Here is a 5,556-nt window from a genome sequence, read left to right on the forward strand (position 1 = left end):
TTTTAGATGAGTCAACTGACCGTCAGAGGTTTAATTTCAAGTGAGTCAATGCGCCGGTTCGAGTAAAAAAACGAAAAGCTTTACTAATCCGAAACCGGTCATTTTACGGCGTGCAACCACTCCGTAGAATGACCGGTTTCTCTTGGGCACCACACCATCCTTAAAGATCGTGGTCCCGATCTTGTGCCGGGCGACCTTAGTACCGTCCACCCGAGTGTTGAAGAATTCGAGGTGGTAAAAACCTGCCGGCAAACCCTGATCTTTGGCATTGCTGCGCTTCTTCGATCGGACACCCCCTGGCGGTGGCTTCCGTTTGTTGATCGCCAGCCGCTTCTCGCGCCACTTAACGGCCTTGTCCAGGTTGGGAGAGGTCTTGTAAACAGGATTACCCCTGACCATGGCCACAGCCCGAAAGCGATTGAAGTATTTCCTGATGCCTTTGGACAATTTGTCGTAGGTCATGCCAGTTTCATACTTCCAGCTATAAAAGGGATCTCGTTATATCAGGAGGGTGCTCTGTCCCCGCGATAACGTGCAGCGCCTCGGAGCTCGTAGGCAGTGAGTCAGGATGTTCAAATGAATCGAACGCAGAGCAACTGATGCTCAGGTACTCCGGTGAGTGCGCCAGGGTATTAAGCGTTTTGCTTCTTCCAGTTTTTCGATGACCCAATGCCAGTATCCAAGCCGAGTATCACTCTCCCGGACCTCACCTTCTAGGTACCAGCGCTGGACAGCCATGTATCATTAGGTCAGTGCGAGGCAAATTGGTTATAGTAATCTGGGTTATCCCGGATGGTGGCCAGCACCTTTGCAGCCATCCCAGTGGGGTTGCGCCTCTTACTCTCCCAGCTTTTGATTGTGTGAACGCTGGTGCCGAGCGCCTCTGCGAATTCTTGCTGCGAAACACGCAGCTGAGACCGAATCGCCTTTACATCGGTTACTTCATATCGAGCGACCCTGGATGCCGGCCGTTTCTCGTTCTGGATCTCAACAGCCTCTTCTAACGATGCTTTCAACCCTTCGAAAATGCTCATTTTGGCACCTCAGTCTTTAACTTCTTCGTTAACTCTTTCAGCTGTGCTTTCTCTTCATCGGTCAATGTGTCTTTTTCACTCTTAGGGTACGCCAGGACAAGGTAGATCTTCTCTCTGGTCGCCAAGAAGTAGATGACACGGATACTCCCGCTCTTACCTTGGTTGCCCGCAGCCATCCGTACTTTGCGCAGGCCACCGGTTCCTTTGATTATATCGCCCTTCTCGGGCTGAGCAATTAGACCGACTTGCAGATTGCGCAATTCCTCATCGGTTGCCAATTCACGTATCTGTCCCGTGAAGATGCTGGTCTCGATGAATGTGATCAAGTACGCCACTATTGGCTGCTGTCCTTATGCGTATCCATGGCGATAAGTGTACAATGTACACCTTTTCAGGGCAAGTGGGTGGTTGAACCGGCTTAGACGAGGCTGTGGGTACGGAGAGGAAGTGGTAAGTCCGCCCCGGGCGGGTATGCAAATCCAGTTGATCTGGTCCCGTCTGGATAAATCAGATACTACTGATATTACTAAGGGATGTGTCGCCATCTGCTTCTGAGAGGTCATCATCCTCTCCCTCTCGAGGGTGTCGCAATAGACTTTGGCAGATCAGCCAACGTCTGTTGTCAGGCCCTCTTGGTTCAACAAGCCCAAGTGAACCTCTTTCTTCGAGCTATTTCATCAATGCCGGTATGACTCAGCTCATATCGGCATTGCGCCACTTTCGATCGAATGAGAAGTTCTACAAGCCGTTTAAAGCCAGTAAAAAACCCAAAAAGAGCCACGACGCGGCTCAGATTATAGGCCAGCGCATGCAGTGCAAACTCACGTTTGACGCCCGCCAGCCCTCGTCTGCGAAAGCGCATTAGCCCTGCTTGAGGGTCATCACACTGAACACCGGTTCCACCATCGCCTGACGTTTGCTGAACGCCTTCTGCACCTGCGGGTGCTTCATGATCTCTCGCAGCGCATCCTTGGCGTCATCATTGGCATAACGCTTCAGGATGCGCCCTTTGGTCGATCGTGTGCACTCAGCTTTTAGTGGGCAACGCTCACAGGCGTTGCTCCCATAATTGATGTAGCCCTCTTCCTTCATATTACCCCGCCAACGCCCTACCGGTATGAGCTTCTGGCCCGTCGGGCAGAGATACACATTCTCATCCGCCAGGTAGCGGAACTGGCTTTTCAGGTAATACCAGTTTGGCGACGCAAGCCTCGTAAGCGTCCAACCGAACCACGTTTACTCGGCGTTTTTTCTCTGTAACGGCAGCAACTCATCAAGGCGGCTGTTGGGCCAGGTAGGCAGTTTTTCCAGCGTGTCCTTAAGCCATTGAGCAGGCTCGATGCCATTGAGTTTGGCCGTGGCCAACAGGCTTTGGATCGTTGCGGCACGACGCCCCGCGCGCTCTGAACCCATAAACATCCAGTTCTTCTTGCCCAACGCTATCGGTCGGATCACGTTTTCCACCGGGTTGTTGTCGACCGGCAAGTCGCCACTGAGAGCATAGCGAGCCAACGACGACCATCGCTTCAGACTGTAGTCGATGGCTTTCGCCAGCGCACTGCCATCGGCGACCGTTATCCGCGTGTCGCAGAGCCATTGCTGCATGGAAGCCAGCTTTGGAACCGACTGCGTTAACCGCTGACGCTGCCGGGCTTCTGGTGAGTCCTCACGAACCTCGGCTTCTATGCGGTACAACGCGCTTATGCGCGCAAGCGCTTCCCCCGCCACCGGGCTTTTGTTAGCGGCATCCAGGTCAAAGAACTTTCTGCGGGCATGATCCTTATGCGGAGCTCCACATAAGGCGCATTATCCCGAGTCGATATTTATCTGGAGTAAAACGCCAGACTACACGGCCAGTGAGGGCTCCTTGGCAGCGTTTGTCGGGATAAAATACCGGTTAGTATTCTATGATACAGCCGTTAGATGCAGCTCGGATTCGAGACATCCGTTTCGAGCGAAGCCTATGTGGCGGCTCTAGAGTGGCACACAGTGAAATTGCCAAGACGCCTGTTGCATCCGCAAGTTGGTTGTTCGTTCTCCCGGCACAGCACCCATCCACACGTGACACCGGTTCGAAAACGCATACCGCGCAGGTACTGCCCGCCTTGGAGGGCAATCGTACTTTCAGATTTGCTTCGAAAATTGACAAACCATTAGTTTCACACACATGACTGTATCATCGTGGCAGCCCGGCCACTACTTACTGGATTTTTGTCATCGCTGTAGAGGCCGGTTATTTTATCCCGTGAAGATACAGCCTAATGGTCGCATGGATACTGGGATTCTTAGAGTTCACTCCGGATAAAAATCGGCTCAAGATAATGGGCCATACAACCGACCTCGATCACCCCGCCGTCCGCGAACAGCGCTTTGTAACCGGCATAGTCATCCACCACCAGATGACCTTGCCAGTCGTCCAGGAAGTTTCGGGCATGGACGCCGCTGCGACCGGTTTGATAGTCGAACACGGCAATGGCCGGTTCTTCATCCAGATCGTTACTGCGGTATGCCCAGAGATAAGCGCGCTTGGTTTTACCCTTACCGGGATCCAACTGCTGAACCGGCGTTTCGTCCGCGTGCAGCACCGCGCGCTGACGCAACAGTTCAGCCAGTCGATCCGTCAGGGGTTGGAGTGCGACACCATAACGACCTACCCACTCCGATAGCGTGGAGCGGGCCAGGGTGACGCCGTCACGCGCGGCGATCTGTTCCAGGCGGTACAGCGGCAGGTGATCCAGGAACTTGCTGATCAGCACCCAAGTGATGAGGCCCGGTGCCGCCATGCCCCCGTCGATGACGGCCGCCGGTATCGGGGCCGCTGTGATGCGCTCGCACGGACGACAGGCGTATTGAGGCCGGATATGGCGATGCACAATGAACTGGGCCGGGATAACATCCAACTGCTCGCTGATGTCTTCACCGATTTTCACTAGCGCCCCACCGCACTCGCCGCAAGTGCAGCTGTCCGGTTCATGATGGTGATCGATTCGGGGCAGGTGCTCGGGTAGCGGTTGGCGTCCCGCACGTTCACGTGGCGCGCGCTCCTGCTTAGGCGTTTTATCCTCGACCTCGGCTTCTATCGCCGCACAGTCGGAGGCCATGGTCTCTCGGAACAGGTCGCGTTGGTCGGGTGAGAGGGCTTCGTTCCTGACCCCGAAGCGCAAGCGTTTGAGGTGGGCGAGTTCCAGGGTCAGTGCCTGGATTTTAACGGCATCGTGCTGGGTTTTCGCCTGCAGTTGGGTAACCTTGTGCTCGGTGTTCTCGGCCTCTTGCTGCAGCTGCAAAATCAGCGCAGCAACCCCCTCTTGCTGAGGGGTATCAAGGGTGTAGCGGATGCGCTCACGTTCGCGGTCATTGCTCTGCGCTGATTCTGCCTGGATGGCCTGACGCACAATTGAGCGGTAGAGCCCGGAGGGGATCTCCACATCCCCGTTGTTCTTTTCGATGTAAGCCACCAGCTGGGTAAAGAGGTGGCGGTGCTCGATGATTTGCTTGAGCACGTAGGGCGACTTGATGTTCACAGATCAGTCTCCTTTTCCGAAAGTGGCGGTCCTTCTATCTGGGTGTCTGCCGCTTTTCTGCAGAGCATCCCCTTCCGGGTGAGGGATTCGCAGAGGCCGTGGTGTACGACGGTGCGATTCTCGGCATAGGCCCGAGTGGCGTGAAACAGGCCGAGGTGGAAGTAGTTGCCGAGCACCTGAGTGATCTTCGAGTCTCTGTTGGGGTTGGCTACGAACAGGCAGTAGCCGTGCCACTCGGCCATCTGGCGAGCGGTGCGCATGTTTTCGGTGGCCAGAGAGCCGAATTCGTCCATGACAAACGGCATGGTCACCTGAGCGTCACCATTCATCAAGCGCGACATCAACACCGAGAGCAGGTTGGTAGTGATCATCATCGTCGTGCCGTTGCACTGGGCATTCGTCGTCCAGCCTTCCTCGTCCCGTTTGCGGTACTTGTAGTGCACACCGGCCAAGATCTTGTCGCGGTTGAGCAGGATGCCGGTGCGTCGGGCGTCCGCATTAAAGAAGTCGGCCTGGAAGGCCTTCAGCTGCTCGTAGACCTTGCTGTCCTGCAGTTCATCGCTGAGGAGGTCGGGCCTTCTCAAGGTCGGCCAAGAGCTGCTCGAAGCGCAGGTGAGGCTTGTAGCCCCCAGTCTGACACAGCGCTTGACTGCCCGCATTTATTCATTATGATTTACTTTGAATCGAAATGAATCAGGAGTAACCCTGTAATGGCAACCACTGCAAAAACTCGATCAGTCACAGCTCATGTTCCGGTGCAACTGGCGGAGAAGGTTGATTTGATGGCCGAGCGCCTGGAGCGCTCTAAAAACTGGATCGTCAAACAAGCTCTATCAGCCTGGATTGACCAGGAGGAGGAGCGTAGTCGCCTGACTCGCGAGGCCTTGGCCGATGTTGACGCCGTTAGAGTGATTGACCACCAAGCGGTTCAAGCCTGGGCCGACAGTCTCAACACCGACACTCCGCTGCCGGTACCGCGTTGATGGAGTTGAAGTGGACAA

6 protein-coding genes and 2 pseudogenes are annotated in these 5,556 nt (G+C 55.0%); 1 reads left to right on the plus strand and 7 read right to left on the minus strand.

The window, feature by feature from the left end; translation table 11 throughout:
* Positions 1 to 45 precede the first annotated feature (45 nt).
* The 7 genes and pseudogenes from WD071_RS03880 to WD071_RS03910 all read right to left on the minus strand — a co-directional run bounded on the left by WD071_RS03880 (position 46) and on the right by WD071_RS03910 (position 5,139).
* Complete coding sequence (locus WD071_RS03880) at positions 46 to 462, minus strand: hypothetical protein (protein WP_368047021.1); 417 nt, start codon at positions 460 to 462, stop codon at positions 46 to 48.
* A 287-nt stretch (positions 463 to 749) separates the two neighbouring features.
* Entirely contained in the window at positions 750 to 1,034 is a 285-nt protein-coding gene (gene nadS, locus WD071_RS03885; RefSeq protein WP_368047022.1) for a NadS family protein, read from the minus strand.
* Positions 1,031 to 1,357: a type II toxin-antitoxin system RelE/ParE family toxin gene (locus tag WD071_RS03890; protein WP_368047026.1), complete on the minus strand. Its 327-nt coding sequence runs from the start codon at positions 1,355 to 1,357 to the stop codon at positions 1,031 to 1,033. Before WD071_RS03890 ends, nadS begins: the two co-directional genes overlap by 4 nt.
* Before the next feature lie 538 nt (positions 1,358 to 1,895).
* Positions 1,896 to 2,183, minus strand: coding sequence for a transposase (locus WD071_RS03895; RefSeq protein WP_368047023.1), 288 nt, complete (start codon positions 2,181 to 2,183; stop codon positions 1,896 to 1,898).
* Between the two features lie 87 nt (positions 2,184 to 2,270).
* A pseudogene (locus WD071_RS03900) lies at positions 2,271 to 2,876 on the minus strand (transposase); the annotation flags it as partial.
* A gap of 479 nt (positions 2,877 to 3,355) precedes the next feature.
* Positions 3,356 to 4,279: pseudogene (locus WD071_RS03905) on the minus strand (IS66 family transposase); the annotation flags it as partial.
* Positions 4,280 to 4,551: 272 nt separating this feature from the next.
* Complete coding sequence (locus tag WD071_RS03910) at positions 4,552 to 5,139, minus strand: hypothetical protein (RefSeq protein WP_368047024.1); 588 nt, start codon at positions 5,137 to 5,139, stop codon at positions 4,552 to 4,554.
* A gap of 126 nt (positions 5,140 to 5,265) precedes the next feature.
* Here WD071_RS03910 and WD071_RS03915 point away from each other — a divergent pair, with 126 nt between their 5' ends.
* Positions 5,266 to 5,538 (plus strand): CopG family ribbon-helix-helix protein, encoded by a 273-nt coding sequence (locus WD071_RS03915; RefSeq protein WP_368047025.1) that lies wholly within the window; start codon positions 5,266 to 5,268, stop codon positions 5,536 to 5,538.
* Positions 5,539 to 5,556: the final 18 nt, after the last annotated feature.

The sequence above is a fragment of the Pseudohongiella sp. genome (assembly GCF_040877505.1).
Taxonomy (GTDB): domain Bacteria; phylum Pseudomonadota; class Gammaproteobacteria; order Pseudomonadales; family Pseudohongiellaceae; genus Pseudohongiella.